The sequence below is a fragment of the Dyella sp. SYSU CM1112 genome (assembly GCF_058216415.1).
Map to the genome: position 1 here is coordinate 152779 of NZ_JBZEGI010000007.1, position 20202 is coordinate 172980.

Annotated in this window: 17 protein-coding genes; 11 read left to right on the forward strand and 6 right to left on the reverse strand. The window is 59.3% G+C overall.

The annotated features are described in order from the left end of the window. Positions 1-36 precede the first annotated feature (36 nt). Positions 37-855: a shikimate 5-dehydrogenase gene (locus AC4HNJ_RS12130; protein WP_490479839.1), complete on the reverse strand. Its 819-nt coding sequence runs from the start codon at positions 853-855 to the stop codon at positions 37-39. Between the two features lie 122 nt (positions 856-977). Between AC4HNJ_RS12130 and folE the strand changes: the two genes are divergently transcribed. The 11 genes from folE (at position 978) to AC4HNJ_RS12185 (ending at position 10955) form a co-directional block, all read left to right on the forward strand. Beyond that, positions 978-1577: a GTP cyclohydrolase I FolE gene (gene folE / locus AC4HNJ_RS12135; RefSeq protein WP_490479840.1), complete on the forward strand. Its 600-nt coding sequence runs from the start codon at positions 978-980 to the stop codon at positions 1575-1577. Further along, positions 1577-1903 (forward strand): EF-hand domain-containing protein, encoded by a 327-nt coding sequence (locus AC4HNJ_RS12140; RefSeq protein ID WP_490479841.1) that lies wholly within the window; start codon positions 1577-1579, stop codon positions 1901-1903. The genes folE and AC4HNJ_RS12140 overlap by 1 nt, the downstream gene beginning before the upstream one ends. A gap of 262 nt (positions 1904-2165) precedes the next feature. Further along, on the forward strand, positions 2166-3515 hold the full coding sequence (locus AC4HNJ_RS12145; protein ID WP_490479842.1) for a TCR/Tet family MFS transporter: 1350 nt from the start codon (positions 2166-2168) through the stop codon (positions 3513-3515). Next, positions 3512-4018, forward strand: coding sequence for a DUF1993 domain-containing protein (locus tag AC4HNJ_RS12150; protein ID WP_490479843.1), 507 nt, complete (start codon positions 3512-3514; stop codon positions 4016-4018). The genes AC4HNJ_RS12145 and AC4HNJ_RS12150 overlap by 4 nt, the downstream gene beginning before the upstream one ends. Before the next feature lie 159 nt (positions 4019-4177). Further along, positions 4178-4831, forward strand: a complete 654-nt coding sequence (locus AC4HNJ_RS12155) for a DsbA family oxidoreductase (RefSeq protein WP_490479844.1) — start codon at positions 4178-4180, stop codon at positions 4829-4831. A gap of 77 nt (positions 4832-4908) precedes the next feature. Beyond that, positions 4909-6630 (forward strand): NAD(P)/FAD-dependent oxidoreductase, encoded by a 1722-nt coding sequence (locus tag AC4HNJ_RS12160; RefSeq protein WP_490479845.1) that lies wholly within the window; start codon positions 4909-4911, stop codon positions 6628-6630. Continuing rightward, positions 6620-8722, forward strand: coding sequence for an ATP-dependent DNA helicase DinG (gene dinG / locus AC4HNJ_RS12165; protein WP_490479846.1), 2103 nt, complete (start codon positions 6620-6622; stop codon positions 8720-8722). The genes AC4HNJ_RS12160 and dinG overlap by 11 nt, the downstream gene beginning before the upstream one ends. Continuing rightward, entirely contained in the window at positions 8719-9291 is a 573-nt protein-coding gene (locus tag AC4HNJ_RS12170) for a HutD/Ves family protein (protein WP_490479847.1), read from the forward strand. The genes dinG and AC4HNJ_RS12170 overlap by 4 nt, the downstream gene beginning before the upstream one ends. A 31-nt stretch (positions 9292-9322) precedes the next feature. Then, positions 9323-9955, forward strand: a complete 633-nt coding sequence (locus AC4HNJ_RS12175) for an NnrU family protein (protein WP_490479848.1) — start codon at positions 9323-9325, stop codon at positions 9953-9955. A gap of 79 nt (positions 9956-10034) precedes the next feature. Continuing rightward, on the forward strand, positions 10035-10232 hold the full coding sequence (locus AC4HNJ_RS12180; protein WP_490479849.1) for a hypothetical protein: 198 nt from the start codon (positions 10035-10037) through the stop codon (positions 10230-10232). Between the two features lie 321 nt (positions 10233-10553). Then, positions 10554-10955 (forward strand): YchJ family protein, encoded by a 402-nt coding sequence (locus AC4HNJ_RS12185; protein WP_490479850.1) that lies wholly within the window; start codon positions 10554-10556, stop codon positions 10953-10955. On the opposite strand, the gene AC4HNJ_RS12190 is transcribed toward AC4HNJ_RS12185, so the two are convergent. The 5 genes from AC4HNJ_RS12190 to AC4HNJ_RS12210 all read right to left on the reverse strand — a co-directional run bounded on the left by AC4HNJ_RS12190 (position 10891) and on the right by AC4HNJ_RS12210 (position 20095). Next, the gene (locus AC4HNJ_RS12190) at positions 10891-11706 is read right to left on the reverse strand and encodes an NRDE family protein (protein ID WP_490479851.1); all 816 of its coding nucleotides are present in this window, start codon (positions 11704-11706) and stop codon (positions 10891-10893) included. The two genes, AC4HNJ_RS12185 and AC4HNJ_RS12190, sit on opposite strands and share 65 nt — an antisense overlap. Before the next feature lie 26 nt (positions 11707-11732). Next, a complete protein-coding gene (locus AC4HNJ_RS12195; protein ID WP_490479852.1) occupies positions 11733-12611 on the reverse strand; it encodes a methylglyoxal synthase in 879 nt (292 codons plus the stop codon). Positions 12612-12641: 30 nt separating this feature from the next. Further along, positions 12642-13871 (reverse strand): nucleoside recognition domain-containing protein, encoded by a 1230-nt coding sequence (locus AC4HNJ_RS12200; protein WP_490479853.1) that lies wholly within the window; start codon positions 13869-13871, stop codon positions 12642-12644. A gap of 180 nt (positions 13872-14051) precedes the next feature. After that, entirely contained in the window at positions 14052-16937 is a 2886-nt protein-coding gene (locus AC4HNJ_RS12205) for a TonB-dependent receptor plug domain-containing protein (protein WP_490479854.1), read from the reverse strand. A gap of 404 nt (positions 16938-17341) precedes the next feature. After that, positions 17342-20095 carry a TonB-dependent receptor plug domain-containing protein gene (locus AC4HNJ_RS12210; protein WP_490479855.1) on the reverse strand — a complete coding sequence of 918 codons (2754 nt, stop codon included), beginning with the start codon at positions 20093-20095 and terminating at the stop codon, positions 17342-17344. Positions 20096-20202 lie beyond the last annotated feature (107 nt).

Genomic DNA, 20202 nt, shown 5'->3' on the forward strand with positions numbered 1-20202 from the left:
GATATCCCTCTCCCTTCCAGGGAGAGGGAGCAAAAATTACCTCAACGCATGTTCCGCGGCGCGCGCAATCAAGGCATCGTCTGGCCGCACGCCCGTGTAAAGCACGAACTGCTCCACCGCCTGCAGCACGATCACCTCAGCGCCGGTCATCACCGGCTTGCCCAGCGATCGAGCCAGACGAATCAGCGGCGTCTCCGGCGGATCGGCCACGACATCGAAGACCGCGCGCGCGCGCTCCACGACGGTCTTGTCGAAGGCAAGCTCGTCTTTTTCCGCGCCGCCTTCCATGCCGATGGGCGTGACATTGACCAATACATCCGCCTGCAGAGCGGACATATCGGCCGCCCATGCCCATCCGCTGACCTCGGCCAGCTTTTGGCCGGTGGCTGCATTACGCGCCACGATGTAACCGTGCCGGAAACCTGCATCGCGAAACGCACAGGCCACCGCTTTTGCCATGCCGCCGCTGCCGCGCAAGGCCAGCCGCATGTCGGGCGTGAGGCCGTGCTGCTCGATCAAGGCGCGCACCGCGATGTAATCGGTGTTGTACGCATGCAGATGGCCATCGTCGTTGACGATGGTATTGATCGACGCGATGGCGGTAGCCGATGCATCGATCGAATCGACGAGTGGGAGGCAAGCCTCCTTGAACGGCATCGAGATCGCGCAGCCCCGAATGCCCAAGGCTCGCATGCCGCCGATCGCCGCTGGCAGATCGCGCGTGGTAAAGGCCTTGTAGACGTAATTCAGGTCGAGTGCCTCGTACAGGAAATTTTGAAAACGCGTGCCGAAATTGCCGGGACGGGCCGACAGTGACATGCAAAGCCTGGTATCGCGATTAATGTAGCGGGTCATAAAAAAGGACTCGGACAACGATGGGGAACAGGGCTGGCCGCCTGGGGTTCGGCCGGCCCCTGACCCTACCATCTTGACGCGGGCGTTACACTTGCAGGACTGGAGAGCACCAAGGAAGCCGCATGAGCGAGCACGAGCCCACCGACGTCACCCGCGAACAAGCCGAAGAGGCGGTGCGCACGCTGTTGCGCTGGGCGGGCGAAGACCCGCAGCGCGAAGGCTTGATCGACACGCCGCGTCGCGTGGTGAAAGCCTATCGCGACTGGTTCAGCGGCTATCAGATCGATCCGGGCGAATACCTGCGTCGTACCTTCGAGGAAGTAGCCGGGTACGATGAAATGGTGGTCCTGCGCGATATCGAATTCGAGAGCCATTGCGAGCATCACATGGCGCCGATCATCGGTCGCGCGCACGTCGGTTATCTGCCCACCAATCGCGTGGTCGGCATCAGCAAGCTGGCGCGTGTGGTGGATGCGTATGCACGCCGCTTCCAGGTACAGGAAAAGATGACCGCGGAAATCGCGCGCTGCATCCAGGATAACCTGCATCCGATCGGTGTGGCCGTAGTGGTCGACGCCAGCCACGAATGCATGACCACCCGCGGTGTCCACAAGCGTGGCGTGTCGATGATCACCAGCCAGATGCTCGGCAGCTTCCGCGACGATGCGCGCACGCGCGCGGAATTCCTCGACTTCATCGGTATCCACGGCGCCCGGCGCTGATGCGCTGCGTCGTAGCTATCCTGCTGCTGTCGCTGCCCCTGACCACACTTGCGCAAGGTACGGCGAAAGCGCTGTTCCAGGCGATGGATGCCAATGGCGACGGCAGGATCAATGAAGCCGAGTACGTCGCTTACATGAGCGAGGGCTTTTTTCGGCTGGACCGCAACCATGACGGCGTCCTGGAGCTCGACGAGCTACCGGGCGGCCACGGCAAGCCGGTCACGCTGAAGAATTGGCAAGACGATTTGAGGCGGGAGTTTCAACGGCTCGATCGCAACCATGACGGTTACCTCAGTCCGCGGGAATTGATGCAGCCGCCACGGTGATGCGGCCTTCAAGCCACGCTTAATCTTCGAGAAGATCGGGTGAGAAGTGAGCTGACGCCTTGCAACGATTGCCATGTCGCTGACACGCTTTGGTTTCATGCTGCTACGCGGCGTATTCGCAAGATCTTCCCGCTTCTGCGGCAGGAAAGCGCAAAAATAAGCCGGTCCGCGACATTTCCTGCACGCTTTGACCCATGCCAACCATGGCCGCATCGGCTATCGTTGGTACTTTCGTTCTTTCGCTGCCTGTAGCGCCTCTCGCATGGATTCTGCCTCACTCCCCCCTACCTCCCGCCAATCTGCCGCATTTGCTTTCATCTTCGTCACGGTGATGCTGGATATGCTGGCCTTCGGCATCATCATTCCGGTGTTACCGCACCTGATCGTGGAACTCAGCGGTGGCAGCATTGCCCGGGCGGCCGTGTGGGCCAGCGCATTCGGCACGATTTACATGCTGATGCAGTTCCTGTTCTCACCGGTGCAAGGCACGTTGTCGGACCGTTTCGGCCGCCGCACAGTCATCCTGATTTCAAGCTTTGGGTTGGGCGTCGATTTCATCGTCATGGCGCTGGCGCCGGTGGTGTGGCTGCTGTTTATCGGTCGCGTCATCTCCGGCATCTGCGCCGCCAGCTTTTCCACCGCGAATGCCTATATCGCTGACATCGTGCCGAAGGAAAAGCGCGCTGCCGCGTTCGGCATGCTCGGCGCCGCCTTTGCGATCGGCTTCATCATCGGGCCAGCCCTGGGTGGCTTCCTGGGACATGTAAGCATTCGCCTGCCATTCTGGGTGGCAGCGAGCCTTTCCCTGATCAACTTTTGCTACGGCTTCTTCGTGCTGCCGGAATCGTTGCCGCCGGAGCGCCGCACCAAGCGCTTCGACTGGCGTCATGCCAATCCGTTCGGTGCGTTGGTGTTGCTGCGTCGCTATCCGCAGGTGTTCTCACTGGCGACGGTGTACTTCCTGATCAACCTGGCGCAGTTTTCGCTCAACTCCACTTACGTGCTCTACACCGACTATCGCTATGGCTGGGGCCCGCAGGCAGTGGGCTATACCCTCGGCCTCGTCGGCCTTTGCAGCGGCATCGTGCAAGCAGGATTGGTACGGCGCCTCATGCCAAAACTTGGCGAAAGCCGGCTGATCATGATCGGCTTGCCGCTGTGCATGATCGGTTATCTGTTTTTCGGCCTGGCGGCCGTGCCGTGGGTCTTTCTCATAGGCATTCCGTTCCTCTGCATGGGCGGTCTCGCCGGACCGCCTGCGCAGGCGCTCATGACCCAGCAAGTGGATCCTGATGAACAGGGCCGCCTGCAAGGCGCGCTGAGCAGCCTGGCCAGTCTGGCCGGCATTTTCGGACCTGCGCTGTTTGCGAACTTGTTTGCGCTGTTCATCAGCCATCATGCCCCGCTGCATCTGCCGGGCATTTCCTTCGTGCTGGCCGCCATGTTGCTCAGCGCGGCGATCGTCGTTGCTCATTACGCGATACGACATCTGCGTGTCGCACATGCTTCTGACACTCTTTCCGGCGCTTCGCTGGCAGGCGAGCTTTCGCCCGTAGCGGATGTCGTCGTTCCCGAACCACTCCCCAACGATCACCCGGAGTCATCCCGATGAGCCTCTCGATGTACCAAGCTTCCGTGCCCGTCTTCGTACGCGCACTGACCAATCTCCATCATGTACTCAAGCTCGGCGAAAAACACGCGGGGGAAAAAAGCGTGGAAGGGTCGGTGATGCTGCAAAGCCGCCTGATTCCGGACATGCTTCCGCTGGTCAAGCAGGTGCAGATCGCCACGGATATGGCCAAGAACGGCACCGCGCGCCTGGCCGGCGTGGATCCGCTGAAGTTCGAGGACAACGAAACCTCGTTCGAAGAGCTGTATTCGCGTATCGAACGCGCCATCGATTACATCAAGAGCTTCAAACCTGAGCAGATCGACGGTAGCGAAACGCGCGCCATCCAATTGAAGACGCGCAACGGCGAGGTGAATTTCGAAGGCCAGGCTTATCTCCTGCACTTTGTTATTCCGAACCTGTTCTTCCATTGCACCACGGCCTACAACCTCATCCGCAAGGCCGGCGCGAACATCGGCAAGCAGGATTTCACCGGCAAGCCGTAATCATGCCGTGCTGATGCAAGAGGCTGCGTATCGCGATACGCAGCCTTTTTCTTTTCCGGGTCGATCGTACAGGTGCGAGCCTTGCCGCCTGCGCATTGATTACGCGCCGTGTCATCCCCAATTGGCTGAAATCAGCGAGAACCGGCACAGGAGTCCAGCGTGGCCAATCCAACCTCACTCACGATCGACTTCGTTTCCGACGTCGTCTGCCCCTGGTGCGCCGTCGGCTTGAAATCCCTGGAGCAAGCACTGCAGCGATTGGATGGTGAGCTTGTGGCGGATCTGCACTTCCACCCGTTCGAGCTGAATCCTCAGATGGCACCGGAAGGCGAAGATGTAGCGGAGCACCTGGCACATAAGTACGGCAGCACACCCGAACAGATGGCCAAGAACCAAGAAGGGATCCGGCAACGCGGAGCGAGTGTGGGTTTCACTTTCAACATGGACCGCCGCAGCCGCATTTACAACACTTTCGATGCGCATCGCCTGCTGCACTGGGCCGAAGGGCAAGGCAAGCAATACGCGCTGAAGCTCGCGTTGCTGGAAGCCTATTTCACCCAGGGCCACGACGTCAGTTCACATGAAGTGTTGACGCAGGTTGCTGGTGAAGTCGGTTTGGACCCGGCCGAGGCACGCGAGGTGCTGGACAGTGGACGATACACAGAAGAGGTGCGTGAGCAGGAACGCTTTTACCAGCAGCAAGGCATTCATGCGGTACCGTCGGTGATCGTCAACGGCCGTTATCTGATCCAGGGCGGTCAGCCGCCCGAGGTATTCGAGCAGACCTTGCGGCGGATCGCTGCTGAGGCCTGAGAAGGCGCACCGGCACGGGCCGCAGCGGTGGCAGGCAACGTGAGACAATAGCGTTTCCCATTTCGTCTTGCCCCGCAATGCTGCGACTGACCGATATCAAGTTGCCGCTGGACCACGCCGACGAGGCGCTGGCGGCGGCTATCTGCGCCAAACTGCACATCAGCGTCCAGGCCATTCGTGGCTACAGTGTGTTTCGGCGTGGCTATGACGCACGCAAACGCGGTGCGATCGAACTGGTCTATACGTTGGATGTGGACGTCGCGGACGAAACAAGCTTGTTGCAGCGCTTTGCAGGCGATCCGCACGTACGCCCGACGCCCGATATGGAATACCGCTTCGTCGCGAAGGCACCGGCCTTGTTTTCACACGACACGCCGGTCGCGAAGAGCGAAAGTCAAAATTCGGCCGGACATGGCCGAACGCTGCAAGGCCATGTGCATCGTCCGGTGGTGATCGGCATGGGGCCGTGCGGCCTGTTCGCCGGCCTGATTCTGGCGCAGATGGGGTTCCGTCCCATCATCCTGGAACGCGGCAAGGCGGTGCGTGAGCGCACCAAGGACACCTGGGATCTCTGGCGCAAGCGCCATCTTCACCCGGAATCGAACGTGCAATTCGGCGAAGGCGGTGCTGGAACGTTTTCCGACGGCAAGCTTTACAGCCAGATTTCCGATCCGAAGCATTACGGCCGCAAGGTATTGGTCGAATTCGTCAAGGCTGGCGCACCGGAAGAGATCATCTATGTGAGCAAGCCGCACATCGGCACCTTCCGTCTGGTGACGATGGTCGAGACCATGCGTCGCACGATTGAATCGCTGGGAGGCGACATCCGCTTCCAACATCGTGTCGACGATCTTGAGATCGAGCAGGCCGCGGATGGCGCACGCCAGATCCGTGGCGTGGTGTTGGCAAACGGTGAAGAGATTCGCACCGACCACGTGGTCATGGCGCTGGGACACAGCGCGCGTGATACCTATGAAATGCTGCATCGGTGTGGCGTATATCTCGAAGCCAAACCGTTCTCGGTCGGCTTTCGTGTCGAACATCCACAGTCACTGATCGATCGCGCCCGCTTCGGTCCGCAGGCCGGCCACCCCTTGCTCGGCGCCGCCGACTACAAGCTGGTGCACCACTGTCGCAATGGCCGGTCGGTCTACAGTTTTTGCATGTGCCCGGGCGGCACGGTGGTGGCCGCTACCAGCGAGCCGGGCCGGGTCGTCACCAATGGCATGAGCCAATATTCGCGCAACGAGCGCAATGCGAATGCCGCCATCGTGGTAGGCGTCGATCCCAGCGATTTCACGCCCTATGACGACAGCGGCAGCCCCCTCGCCGGCATTGCTCTGCAACGCCATCTGGAAAGTCGCGCCTTTGCGTTGGGCGGCGGCACGTATGAAGCGCCGGGCCAGCTCATCGGCGACTTCTTGAGGGGCCACGCATCGACCGCACTCGGTGACGTGCTGCCGTCCTATAAGCCGGGTGTACATCTCACTGATCTGTCGCATGCGTTGCCGGACTATGCCATCGAAGCCATTCGCGAAGCGATGCCTGCGTTCGACCGCAAAATAAAAGGCTTTGCACGGCCGGACGCCGTGTTCACGGGCGTAGAAACACGCACGTCGTCACCGGTGCGGATACGCCGTCGCGATGAGGACTGCCAGAGCCTGAACACGCGTGGCCTGTTTCCTGCGGGAGAGGGCGCCGGTTATGCCGGCGGCATTCTCTCGGCTGGCGTCGATGGCATTCGTGTCGCGGAAGCGGTCGCCTTGAGCATGGTTGATCAGGCGACGCATGCTTACTGACACGCTGAAGGATGCCATTCGCGACGCCTATGGCCGCGTCAAAGAAGGGCTACCCGGCTTTCGCGCACGCCCCGCGCAGCTACGCATGATTGCTGAAGTGGCGCGCACGCTGGCGCAAAGCGGTGGCGCCGCGGTGATCGAAGCGCCGACTGGCACCGGTAAGTCCATGGCTTACCTGGTTGCTGGTGTAGAAGTCGCCCGCGCACTGAAAAAGAAGCTGCTCATCGCAACCGCCACGGTGGCGCTGCAAGAGCAATTGGTTGAACGTGATATTCCTCTTTACCTGAAGCTTCATGGCAGCACCGCGAAAGTTGCGCTCGCCAAGGGCCGGGGCCGCTACCTGTGTCCCCGCAACTTGCGTATGGCTGCAGTGAGTCTTGGCGATAGTGGCCAGATGGGCTTGGGCTTCGATGCCGATCTCGCGTTATGGAGCAAACCACCGGGAGAACGCGACAAGCTGGTCTTGCGCAAACTCGTCGACACGTTCGATCGTAACGAATGGAACGGCGATATGGATACGGCGCCCGAAACACCGGGTGACATGTTGCGCGCGATGGTCACTACCAGCGCAGGCGGCTGCACGGGCCGGCGTTGCGCACACTTCATGGCATGCCCGTTCTTTGCAGCACGTCGTGCGGTAGCGGATGCGGAGATCGTCGTCGCCAACCAGGACCTGGTGCTGTCCGATCTCACCATGCCGGGCGATGACGATAACTGGGGCGGCGTGATTTTGCCGAAACCGGACGATACCGTGTATGTGTTCGACGAAGCGCATCACATGCCCGGTAAAACCATCGACCGTGGCGCTTCGGATGTACCGCTTGGAACGGCCGTGCGCCAGATCAGTCGCCTCGGCCGGCAGGTCCACGCGGCCTACTCACTGACCGATAAAGAAGTAATCGGCAAGCTGACGCTCGATGCCGGCGATGAAAAGCTGCAAGAGTTGAGCGATGCCCTGGAAGGCCTGGAAAAGGAAATTCGCCAATCCTGGATGCCGGATCCCGCGGAGACCGAACCGATGTATCGGGGTTCGCTCGGACAGTTGCCAGAGCATTGGGTGCATCACGCGAGCCTGCTTTACATCGCCAGCGCCGAAGTGCAGCGCTGGCTGACCGCAGTGCGCCGCACCGTCACCGAGATGAGCGAAGGCGGACCTACGCAGGAAGCGCTTTCGCGCGAGCTGGGTATCGCGCTGGAACGCATCGATCGCCAGGTTCGCACGTGGCGCGCGTGGTCCATCGACGATCCCGAGCACGCGCCGCCGCTGGCACGTTGGGTAACCCTTTCGCACGATCAGCAGTTGGTGTGCCATGCCTCGGCTGTCTCGGCAGGGGCCTTGCTGCGAACGATCCTGTGGGATAACGCCAGCGCGGTCGTGATGACGTCAGCCACGCTTAGCGCGGGTGGCAATTTCCGCGGATTCGCCGATGCGGTGGGATTGCCAGACGACGCCACGACCGTAAGCCTGCCGTCTCCTTTTGACCTCAGCGCACAGGCACGCCTGGAAGTGCCGGCCCTGTCGGCCTTGCCCGACGCACGTGAGCAGCACGCACAGGAGATCACCGACTGGCTGGCCGAGCATCTGGACTGGGACGCCGGCAACCTGGTGTTATTCACATCGCGCGCAAAACTGGAACGTGTCTTGCAGCGCCTGCCCATCGACAAAGTGCGTAAAGTCCGCGCGCAGGGCTCGCTCGGCAAAGCACAACTTATCGCCGAACACACGGCGGCGATCGAAGCTGGCAAAGGCAGCACGCTGTTCGGTCTTGCGTCTTTCGGCGAAGGCTTGGATCTCCCTGGAAAGCTTTGCGAGACCGTGGTGATCACGCAGCTTCCGTTCGCCGTGCCCACCGACCCAGTGGGTGCCACCTATGCCGAATGGCTGGAATCGCGTGGACGCAATCCTTTTCTCGAAGTTGCCATACCTGAAGCGACACGGCTGCTCATCCAATACTGCGGCCGCCTGATCCGCAACGAAACGGACCGCGGACGCATCGTGTTGCTGGACCGCCGTGTCGTCACCCGGCAATACGGAAGTCAGATGCTAAAGGCATTGCCACCCTTTCAACGCGTTATCGAGCGCCACGCATGAGTATCGTCCGCCTGCGCGATTGTCCTGCCATGCCCTGGAAGAACGGCATGGGGCACACCCGTGAATTGGCCGTCCATCCCGCAAGCGCAAGCATGGAAGATTTCGTCTGGCGTGTGAGCGTGGCCGAGGTCGACAGTGCCGCGCCGTTTTCTTCTTTCGCAGGCATCGATCGTTATATCGCGCTGCTCGAAGGGGATGGCTTCACCATGCAGCTGGACAACGGGCGTGTACATGCGCTTACCACGCCATTCGAGCCCTTCGCGTTTTCCGGCGACGCAAACGTCACCATCACGCTGCACGGCGGCGCCACCCGCGACTTCAACCTCATGCTGCGCCGTTCAAAAGTGCATGGTGAACTGGTGACGTGGGAGGATCCAGGCAGGCAAGTGGTAGATGATGGCGTGGCACTGATCTATTGCGCACGTGGGCATGTCGATACGTCCGAGGGACGGCTGCGACCTGGCGATGCATGGCTTCCGACGCATCCGGCCGCCCGTGTCACGCTTGATATCGGCGCATTGGCACTGGTGGTACGGATCGATTCGTGCGGAAATGATGAAGAGCTGTAGGCGTACGCGCTGATCACACGATCGACGATGCGTGCTCGCCATCCCAGTCGTATCATCTACCGCCATCACGCTTGAGGTTGCTGCCATGCTCGTGCTGATCCTCGGTTTGATCCTGTTCCTGGGTTTGCATTCCATCCGCATCGTGGCCGACAGCTGGCGCACGCATCAGGTCGAACGCATGGGCCTGAATCGCTGGAAGAGTCTTTACTCCGTTCTCGCGCTCATCGGTTTCGTGCTGATTGTCTGGGGCTTCATCTTGACTAGGCAGCATCCCGTACTGCTGTATGCGCCGCCCGCCTGGTTGCGGCATCTCAATGCGCTCTTCATGCTGATCGCATTCATCCTGCTCGCTGCAGCGCGCATACCCAAGAACCACATCAAGGCGAAGCTGGGTCATCCGCAGGTACTGGCCGTGAAGACCTGGGCGTTCGGCCATCTGCTGGCTATCGGTATGCTGCGCGACGTGGTGCTGTTTGGGGCTTTTCTCCTGTGGGCAATCGTTCTCTACCAGGCGTCACGCCGGCGCGACCGGCGCGATGGCACCGTCTATCCACCGGGAACGGTGAAGGGCGACGTCTTATCGGTTGTCATCGGCATCGCCGCGTGGGCCGTGTTCGCGTTCTGGCTGCATACGGTGCTGATCGGCGTGAATCCGTTCGCATAAGGAGGCAGGTCAAAGGTCACATGCATGGCCCCGCCCGTCGCGCTACATTCAAGTCTCTGGTTGACGCGGGGTGACACTCATGGTCGGCTTTCTGCTCTGGTTGCTGCTGTTGGTGTTCTGCTGGCCGCTCGCGCTGCTGGCGCTGGTGCTCTATCCCATCGTGTGGTTGCTCTTGCTGCCACTGCGCTTGGTTGGTATCACGGTGACCGCGGTATTTGCCTTCCTGGGTGCTTTGCTGATGTTGCCGGCACGTGTGCTGCGCGGACGTCCGGCGTAAAGGCAACGCGCCGTTTACCGCTGGATCGTTTTTCAAGCTGAGTGACAGTGACTGAGGCGTTTACGCCTTTGAGGACCTAGCGATGTCCCCACGCCAGGTCGAAGCGGACCACGAAAACCCGGCTCCGAGGCAAACGTTTCTTAGCGGATGCGACGAGCGATATAAAAATCACTTGCGCCTAAAACACCGTTGATTTGCCGGCCTCACGAGCAAAACGCCGAGGCCTGCAAGGTATGATCCCTGCCACCCATCGCCCACCCTCTTTGCATTTGCGTGAGGCAAGCGCAGGATGGACAGGTGATGTTACGCAGGACACTACCCTTGCAAGTCGTCGACACGCTCACGCCCTGCCCTTGCGGCAACATAGCTGGCTACGCGCACTGCTGCGGCCCGTTACATGCCGGCGACACGGCTCGCACGGCCGAGGCACTGATGCGATCCCGTTACAGCGCCTATGTGTTGAAGCGCGAGGATTATCTGCTCGCCACCTGGCACGCCAGCACGCGACCAGCAAGTTTGAAACTTGCGACGCAAGAACCCTCCCCCACCTGGCTGGGGCTCGACGTAAAACATCATGAGCAGAAGGGTGAAGAAGCGACGGTCGAGTTTGTCGCGCGTCTGCGCTACGGCGGCGGCAAGGCGCAGCGCATGCATGAGGTCAGTCGCTTCGTCCGGGAAGCGGATCGCTGGTATTACGTGGATGGTCGTTTTCCGGAAGGCTGAAGGACAGCTCTGTTTCACCCTCATAGCGACCACCTGGGCCAAAGCGGCGCTCCATGATCAGGCCCGTGCCGTCGTAGCCCATGGCCACGATGGTGCTCGCGCGCGTGCCGTACTCCTCGCCACGAATGAAGGCGGAGGACAGCCAGCGCTCGCGCTCCAGCCCTACGCCGGTATCGGGCAGCCATTCATCGGGCGCCTGGTGTTCGTCCGCCAGCGCGCGGAACAAGGGGTCGAAGTCGACCTCATGACCGGCGCTCATCCACGCTTCCATCCTTTCCATCAATGCGCGCGTCTTGGGCCAAGGCGTATTGAAGTCGGCGTTGGACAAACCGTGTATGCCGGGCTCGATCAACTGCACGCGCACCGAAGGCCGATTGCCCACGTAGAAACCGCGCTCAGTGTCGAAAGTGAGCAAATTGAAGGGACGGTAGCTCGCCGCGGTGTCAAGCAATGCCTCGGCATGTTGGGTGGCGTCAGGCACACCCGCCAGATAATCGGTGGCCAGCAAACCTCGTGACACGCCATGTTGCGGATCGCGAGGATCACGCACATTGGTGACCACACAGCATCGACCTGACACTGTTACGCCCAACCAGGTACCGCCCGCCTCAAGGTCTCTACCACCGATGACGGGCAAATCCGCCCAGCGCGACAAGGCGGCACTGGGTCGGGCGTGATACTCATCGCGATTGCCGGCCAACACAAGGCGCCAGCGAGGATGAACTTGCCAAGCACATGCGATCAGGCACATAGGTACGCGCACTCTCTCCGGTATCGCTAGCGACGTTGCGCCATGCGTCGCCGTACGGCATTGGCCCAACGCGCCGCCACGCGAGGGGACGTCATGCAGACAGCTTCGTCGGTGACCGTGGTCACAGCGCGCTCCAGCAATTGGATGTCCGCTTCATGCTGGCGCGCCACATGCGGATCTTCAAAAAAAATCGCACGCTGGCACCGCCGCTCCAATACCAGATCAGCAATCTGCGCATCGCCTCCCATCGGACCGCTCTGATAACGCTCCACCCACGGTTCGTCCTGCGGCCAGCCGCGGCTCCAGGCAAGTTCGTTCAGCTGCTGTCCTGTCGTACCTGTGCCGACACGCCAGGCGAAGCGCGAAAGCACATCGAAATGATCGGCTGCGTACGCCATCATCTGCGGCTTCATCGCGTCGTGCGCAATCAGGGCGATGGTGTGGCTCTCCAAGGCATGCAAATCGTCAGCGCCAGGATCGGCCGCCATGCCTGCGTGCATCCGCTCCACCTCGATCCAGTCGCGTGCGGATGCCACCGTCGAGATAAACGGTTTCTGATGAATCACGCATTGACGCTTCAAGGCCACTGCTTCCGGAAACGTTGAAGAAGGATCGACTGGGTTGATCAAGTAAATGGCACCATCCAGGGTACGCCGCGATTCGGACATGCCCACCACTTCGGCCACCAATTTCATGAGGCCGCCTTCATGCCCGTATGGATAGCGGACCAACCCAGGATAGTCAGGCAGTCGTCCTTCACGCGTGATGGCTGCATACGTACGCCCTACTGCATGCAGGCCGAGATTCAATTCGCGAATGCCTTGCTCGCATGCGCTCAGCCATCGGAATAAGGCTGCGTCGTCGTGGTCGTGATGAAGCGCGTTGGCAGCCAGGCCCATACGCATGCCATGTTTCTCCTGTCGTTTAGAAGTTTCTCAGCCAAAGAACCAATAACACACGGCTATCGATGCCAGCACGCCCGTCAGGTCCGCCAGCAATGCGCAACCTACGGTATGTCGCACACGACGAATGCCGACCGCGCCAAAGTACACCGCCACCACATAGAAGGTCGTTTCGGTGCTGCCTTGTACGGTAGCCGCTACCAAGGCCGGGAAGCTGTCCACGCCGGAATGATGCATGGTTTCGATCAGCATTGCGCGCGCCGCACTTCCAGAAAACGGCTTGACCAGGGCAGTCGGCAAGGCATCCACGAAGCGCGTATCCAGGCCGGCATGCTGGGCCAGCCAGCGCACACCGTCCAGCGCAAAATCGAGCGCACCGGAAGCACGCAGCACGCCTACCATGCAAAGCATGGCGACGAGGTACGGCAGCAAATCCTTCGACACCTCGAAGCCTTGCCTGGCGCCGTCGATAAAGCTCTCGAACAGCGGCACACGCTTGTAGGCCCCTGCGCAGAGAAACACGATGATGATGCCGAATAATGCGAGATTACCCAGCAAGGAAGATAACGATGCAAGCGCAGCAGCTGTCAGTGAGGCGAGAAATGCCAGCAAGCCTCCCAGCACCAAACCGCCGCCCAGAAACCAGCCCATGACGACGGGATCCCACAGCCGTAGACGCTGCATATAGGCAACTGAGAGCAGCCCCACGAGGTTGGACGCAAAGTGCGCCAGCAGGACGGGAAGAAAGATCAGCGTCGGATCGTGCGCGCCGGCCTGCGCGCGGTACATAAATACCGTGACCGGCAGCAGCGTCAGCGATGACGCATTGAGGACCAGGAACAGGATTTGCGGATTGCTCGCCGTGGTATCCGACGGGTTGAGCGTCTGCAGTTCGCGCATCGCACGCAATCCGATCGGTGTAGCGGCGTTATCCAGACCTAGCGCATTGGCAGCGAAGTTAAGCGTGATCAAGCCAATCGCCGGGTGTCCGCGTGGTACCTCCGGCATCAACCTGGCAAACAAAGGGCCCAACCAGCGCGCCAATCCATTCACCAAGCCTGCTTGTTCGGCAATGCTGAGAAAACCCAGCCACAACGTCAACGTGCCAAACAGAAGCAGCATGACCTTGACTGAGAGATCCGCCATCTCGAATAGCGCAGCAACGATGGCCGCGAAGACGGTTTCATCGCCGCCCACTAACCAGCGCACCAGCGCCGCTACCGTGGCGGCCAGGAAGAAGCCGAACCAGAGGCGGCTTAGCATGGGCATCCCAGGTCATAGAACCTCAGACAACCTACCGCAATCAGCGTCCAGGTCAATCGACTGATGGCGGATTCAACGTTCGCCTAGGCCCAAGATGTTGTTGTCTCGACGGGTCTTCAAAAAAAGCCTGGCACAGCGCTGACTACTGCGCCAAGCTTGATTTGGATGCGATAGACGGCACTAGAACTTCACCTTTACACCAACATTCCAGAAGCGCCCCACGATGCCGCTATAGGCATAGGTAGGGTTGTAATTGATAGCCGCGTAATCGGCCGGATCGAACGGAGGCGTACGATCAAAAACATTCATCACGGATGCCGTAATAGTGATGTGCTTGTTGATCGCATAGCTTCCCGTGAGGTCAAAGTCCGTGAAGGAGTTAACACGGCAACTAGTGGGGAAGAAATTCCCGTTCGCGTCAAAGGATAGACATGAACCTGGCCCCACACCGACATCTTCGGCAATTTCCTGGAATGCACTGGTGTAATACACCGTGCCCGTCACCGTCAGTGGACCGTATTCGATGGTGTTGGCCCATGATCCGCGCGTACGCGGCGTGCCCGCGCCGGAGGACAGGTTATACGGACCTTGCGTGCCGACATATGACTGCACGGTGCCGTTCGCAAGCGTCAGTCTCCACTCAAAGATCTGCGTGCCCTGCAATTCGCTGATGAAGTGGATGCCGTTGCTGAAATCCCAGTGTCCCTGAAAATCAATGTCTACACCCTGGGTTCTAAGCGAATTGGCGTTTGTATATTCGCCGATGAACTCTACCGGTCGTGCGAGCGCCGCGGGCGCCGCGGGATCTGGCAAGTCCTTCACTGCGGTGACGCCGGGTATCGTTACTACGCCGTTATTAGCAAAATACTGGTTGATGGCATCGCCATAGTCCGGACCAGTAATGACGTTGTTTTTCCTGATGTTGTAGTAGTCAACCGATGCATTGAACCAGTTAACGGGTTGCACCACCACGCCAAAGGTGAAGCTCTGCGCTTTTTCAGGCCTGATCTTTGGATTAGCAACGGTGTACTCGGACAATGCATAGGGGACAGTCGAGTAAGGGCTGCCACTATGTAGCGTGGCAAAACTCGGCGGCGGCGTGAACGTTACGAAACCCTGCGCCGAACTGGAACCATTTTCGGCAAAACTCGGCGCCCGGAAGCCTTTGGAATACGTGCCGCGAATGGCGATCCAGTCCATCGGTTTCCACTTGAAGCCCACCTTCGGTGAGAAGTTATTACCGACGTCGCTGTAATGGTCGAACCGACCTGATGCATCGAGTTCCAGCGAATCGAGGACCGGCAAATCGAATTCGCTGTAAAGACCGGCCACCGTGCGGGTACCCACTGTCTGGGCGATGCCTAGCCCTTGATACTGACCATTGGGATTCAAGGCCGGATCGTTTTGCGCTTCATGCCTTACCTGTGCACCAATGGCAAAACCCATCGGGCCACCGGGCAAATCCCATAATTCGCGGTTGGCACTCAGATCGAGCACATCCATGTCCGACGTCGATGTCTTCGTGACCGGAGGTGCCAGCGTCGCGATGGTGGACGCGCTATTGGCAGCGGGATTGATAAAATTGTACGACCCGCTGGTGATCGCACTGATCAGAGCCGGATAGCTGATAAACCCGAACTGATCGACGTGCAACCAGTCGTGATTCAATGCTACGGATGCGTCGTAATTCCAGTCGCTCAAGGTACCGGAAAGATCGCCCACCACGCGCAAGTTGTGGTTGTCGTAGTTGATGCCCGCCGGTATATCGCCAAAGGCATAGTTGATCAGGGCGTACTCGCCGGCGGCGGCATACGGATCGTTGGGGTTGAGCTGCCCTGCATTGGGTCCTGTTGTCAGTACCGGCGGCAGTGCAATGTTATTGGTGTTGTTCGGCGTGCCGGTCTGGATCTGTGCCGGGAAAAGGATCTGCTGGGTCTTGAACTCCATGTAGCTGCCGGACAGATATGCTCTCGTGTTGTCATTGATCTTTACGGTGATGCGTCCATACAAGCCACCTTGGGTCATCTTGTTCTGGACCTGGTTGTACTGTTTGACGAAATCCTGCTCGCAATAAGTACCCGTGGAATTGGTAATCTGGGTACTGTTGCTGCCGCAAGGCCGTAGCGGCTGGAAAAGTGATCCGGGAACTTGCGTGACACCGGAAACAAACCCACCTGTGCTGGTTGGGTCCAAGGTGCCGGGTGCAACAGATCCGTAAATGGATCCAGGATTGCCACTGGTACCTGTGCCCATGCCAGCATTAGCGTTGAAGCCCCCAATGGAACTCAAGTCGCCCGTATTGAACGGAAAGCTGCGCTGGCGATTCCAGATCGGGTTGTCCATTTCGAACTGCGCACTGAAATACGCGTTGTAGTGATCCGTATCCAGATCACCACCACCGGCCAGGAACGTGGCTTTCTTGGTGAAGCCGCCGCCATGCTGGGAATTACCGATGTCAACGGATCCTTCGACTCCGTGGTAGCCCGGCTTGAGGATGATGTTGACGACGCCGGCAATGGCATCGGCACCGTAGATCGACGATGCACCATCCTTCAAGACTTCGATACGCTCGACAGCGTTAAGCGGAATGGTGTTCAAATCGACGAAGGAGCGTTGCCCATCGTCTGAAAGCGGATAGCTGGCGGCGCGCTTGCCGTCGATCAACACGACAGTTGAATTGACGGTCAGACCGCGCAATGCCACACCCGATGAGCCGGCTGCGAAGCCCAAACCGAACGCGTTCGGAATGGAGCCGCTGTTGTCAGCCGAGATAGATCGCACGACGTCGGCCACCGTGGTAAAGCCGCTGCGCGCAATTTGCTGTGCCGTAATGACGGTCACTGGCGATGGAGTTTCTGTATCAACGCGTGGCAATGCAGACCCCGTTACCGTAATGGTCTGCAATTGTTTGGCGTTGCCCGGAGCTGGCTGCTGCAGTGGCGCTGATTGCGTAGTTGCCTGTTGACCCTGCGCATCGGTAGTCGGTGCGCTTTGTGCAAGAACAATTCCGGAAGCAGGGGCTAGCAGCAAACCTGCGAGTGAGAGCGCAAGCTTATTACGTTTCATTTGGAACCCCTCCAAGGCTTAACCGTTAATGGTGTAATCGCTTGTGAGTTGTCCAATCGATCCGCTGGATGTTAAAGAACGGGGAATCCCTCCAGACCCCGGCTGCGGTCTACCACAGCAAGCCGCCATAGACAAGCCCTTAACATCATTCAGTTTTGCGATGGATTATCTTGGATTATTTACTAGTAAATTCAATTACTTGAGAGAAAAGAAAACCAAGGCAAATGAATCGTAAAAACATAGCTGATTAACTTCGGTGTTCTTGTGACTCATGAAATAACGAGTATGAATTTGCGACCTTTCAGACTGCCCCAAAAGAATGCGGCGCATCGGTTTCCCGATGCGCCGCATTTTTACAACTCATTCTAACGTTCGACGTTCATGAAGGACGCCGAGTACCTTCGTTAGAACTTCACCTTCACACCGACGTTCCAGAAGCGACCAACGGCACCGTCCTGCGCATAGGTCGGGTTGTAGTTGTTGGCAGCGTAATCGGCCGGATCAAACGGCGCCTTACGGTCGAACACGTTCATCAACGAAGCAGTAATTGCGATGTGCTTGTTGATGTCATAGCTGCCAGTAAGATCGAAGTCATAGAACGAGCCGACATGGCAGCTACCCGGCAAGAACCCGGTTTGGTTCGCGTTGTAGAACAAGCAGGAACCAGGGCCCACGCCCACGTCTTCAGCAATTTCCTGATAACCGCTGGTGTAATACAAGGTGCCAGTGACAGTCAGCGGGCCATACATGATCGTGTTGGACCACGAACCCTTGGTGCGAGGCGTACCCGCACCGGACGACAGATTGTACGGACCCTGCGTGCCGACATAGCTCTGCACCACGCCACCCGGCAGAATCATCTTCCACTGGAAGATCTGTGTACCCTGCAGTTCGCTGATGTACTTAATGCTACCGAAGTCCCAATGTCCCTGGATATCCAGGTCCACGCCAGTGGTCTTGAGCGAGTTGGCATTGATGTACTCACCCGTCAACACTGCCGGACGCGCCAGAGCATCAGGGTGCTGCGGGTCGACCACGTCCGGCGTGATCGTCACGCCCGGAACGGTACCGCCGTTGGCCCAGTAGGCAGCAAGCGCATCGCCGTAATCCGGCCCAGTAATGACATCGCTCTTGCGGATGTTGTAGTAATCCACCGAGGCATTCAGCCAGCTCGTCGGCTGCACCACCACGCCAAAGGTGAAACTGTTCGACTTCTCGGGCTTGATGTGGGGGTTCGCCAGCGTGTATTCGGAGAGCGCGTACGGCTGCGAATACCCATCACCACCGTGTGCGGTGCTGAAGCCGTTCGGCGGTGTAACGGTGACGAAGCCCTGCGCAGAGCTGGAGCCGTTTTCTGCGAAGCTCGGCGCGCGGAAACCCTTGGACCAAGTGCCACGAATCGCCACCCAATCCAGCGGCTTCCACTTCAGACCGATCTTCGGCGAGAAGTTGTTGCCCACGTCAGAGTAGTGGTCGAAACGACCCGAGACGTCCGCTTCCAGCGACTCCAGCAGCGGCAAGTCGAGTTCGCCGTACGCACCGGCTACATCGCGACTACCCTTGGTGGTTGCATTGCCCAGACCCTGGAATTCGAAGTCAGGATTGAGCGTGGGGTCATTCTGCGCCTCGTGACGAACCTGAGCGCCCACGGCCAAACCCATCGGGCCACCGGGCAGATCCCACAGCTCGCGGTTGGCATTGAAGTCCAGCGAATCCAGGTCGGATGTGGAGGTCTTCTCGTAGCCGGGCGCCAGCGAGGCACGTACGGCGGCCGAATTCGACGCCGGATGGGCGAAGTTGTAGGTGCCGTTGTCGATCGCGGCGATCAGCGCGTTGTAGTTGATGAAGCCAAACTGCTGTGTGTCAAGCGAGGTATGGTTGATGACCCCGGTGGTGGTGTAGTTCCAGTTGTCGCCGATCGTGCCCTGAACCCCGCCAACCAAACGCAGATTGTGGTTGGTGTAGTTGTTGCCTTCCGGAATATCACCGAAGGCATAGTTGATCGGCACCGGCACGTTGTACGGGTTGGAGGGATTGCCAACCGGCAACGTGATGTTGTTGGTGTTGACCGGCGTGCTGTTCTGGATCTGCGCCGGGGCGAACACCGCCTCTGTCTTCGACTGCATATAGCTGGCCGACAGGTAGGCCTTGGTGGTGTCGTTGATCTTCACCGTGAAGCGGCCATAGATACCACCCTGCTCTATCGACGGCTGGATCTCGGTGTACTGGTTTTGCAAATCCTGATAGCAGTAACTGCCAGCGCTGCCGGTGACTAACTGGGTATTGGGCGTGCAGCCACGCAGCGGCTGCAACAGACCATTCGGACCGGTGATCGAGCCGACGGTAGAGCCGATGCCGTTACCCGGTACGCCAGGATTCGGGCCGCCGATCGAACTGAGGTTGTTCGTGTTGTACGGGAATCCACGATCACGGGAATAGATCGGGTTGTCCTTCTCATACTGCACGCTGAAGTAGGCGTTGTAGCGATCCTTGTCCAGGTCGCCGGTACCGGCCAAGAAGGTGGCCTTCTTGGTAAAACCGCCACCATGCTGCGAGTTGCCGATGTCGGCCGTGCCCTCGACGCCCTGGAAGCTAGGACGCAGGATGATGTTGACCACGCCCGCGATAGCATCGGCGCCGTACAGCGAAGAAGCACCATCTTTCAGCACTTCAATGCGCTCAACTGCGGCAAGCGGAATGGTGTTGAGATCCACGAAGGAGCGCTGGCCGTCGTCGGATACCGCGTAGTCGGCAGCACGCTGACCATCGATCAGCACCAGGGTGGAGTTCACGGTCAGACCGCGCAACGCGACACCGGATGAACCGGCAGCAAAGCCATTGGTGAATGCGTTCGGGATCGAACCAGAATTGTCCGCCGAGATCGAACGCACCACATCGGAAATCGTGGTGAAACCGCTGCGGGCAATCTGTTGCGCCGTAATGACGGTCACAGGGGACGGGGTTTCCGTATCAACGCGAGGCAGCGCCGAACCGGTCACCGTGATGGTCTGCAGCTGCTTGGTGTTGCCCTGGCTCGGAGCCGGCTGGCTCTGAGACTGGTCCGCGGCGGTTGCCGGAGCAGTCTGGGCGAAGGCCGTTCCGGCAATCGGAGCGAGCAACAGGCCCGCCAACGAAAGCGCAAGCTTATTACGAGTCATTTATATACCCTCCAAGGTACAACTGATTGTGATTCGCCCAACTAGGGGTTTAGTGCGGGAAGGGAGTGTTGGGCGTGTGGGGACACCCTTGAAGTCTTCCATAGACG